1 protein-coding gene is annotated in these 888 nt (G+C 61.6%); it reads left to right on the top strand.

The genetic code is table 11. The features are described 5' to 3' along the window. Positions 1–21: 21 nt before the first annotated feature. On the top strand, positions 22–888 hold an 867-nt coding region (locus J5224_RS30940), incomplete at its 3' end, for a xylulokinase (RefSeq protein WP_264628843.1).

Raw genomic sequence — 888 nt, 5'->3', positions numbered from 1 at the left:
GAAACAAGGGAGGCCGCACAGATGACGATCGCCGTAATTGATACCGGCACCACACAGATGAAGCTGGTGCTGTTCGACATACAGGGTGCCACGCAGTTTCAGCACGCCGTCAGCACCACGCCACGCTATTTCGATGACGGACGCGTGGAACAGGATCCGCAGCGTTGGCATGATGCATTGGCGGTGCTGCTGCACGCGGCGGCGCAGTATCTCTCCGCTCAGGGGTTGGCGCTGCACGCGCTGGCGTTGACGTCACAGCGTTCGTCAATTATCGCTGTCGATGCGCAAGGCAACGCGCTGTCACCCACGCTGATGTGGCAAGACACGCGCTCACAGGCGCTGTGCGACAGCCTGGCTGATGCCTCCCCTCAGGTGCATCAACGCTGCGGACTGCCGATTTCACCGGTGTTTTCCGCCGCCAAGATGCGATGGCTGAAGCAAAACCAAACGGCACTGTATCACCGCGCCGCAAAGTTGGTCGGCATCCACGACTTCCTGCTACACAGGCTGACCGGCCGTTTTTGTACCGACTATTCGCTGGCGTCACGCACCAACCTGTTTAACCTGCGCACCCGGCAGTGGGATGACAGCTTATTGGCGCTGTTCGAGCTCGATAAGGACAAGCTCTGCACCTTGCTCCCTCCCGGCAGCGTGGTCGGTGCACTGCAACCGTCGATCGCCGCGCAGGTCGGTCTGCCGGCGGGCATTCCGGTGATCAGCGCCGGTGGCGATCAGCAGTGCTGCGCCTTGGGCATGGGGCAGTTCGCTTCAGACCGGGTGATCGTCAATGTCGGCACCGGTGCCTACGTCATGGGCATGGCCGCAACGCTAAGCACTGCACCACTCGATGGCCATTTTGCCTACAACCACGCTGCCCTGCCGGGCAAC

Source organism: Candidatus Symbiopectobacterium sp. NZEC135 (genome assembly GCF_025962695.1).
This window is presented reverse-complemented; position numbering and strand designations above follow the sequence as displayed.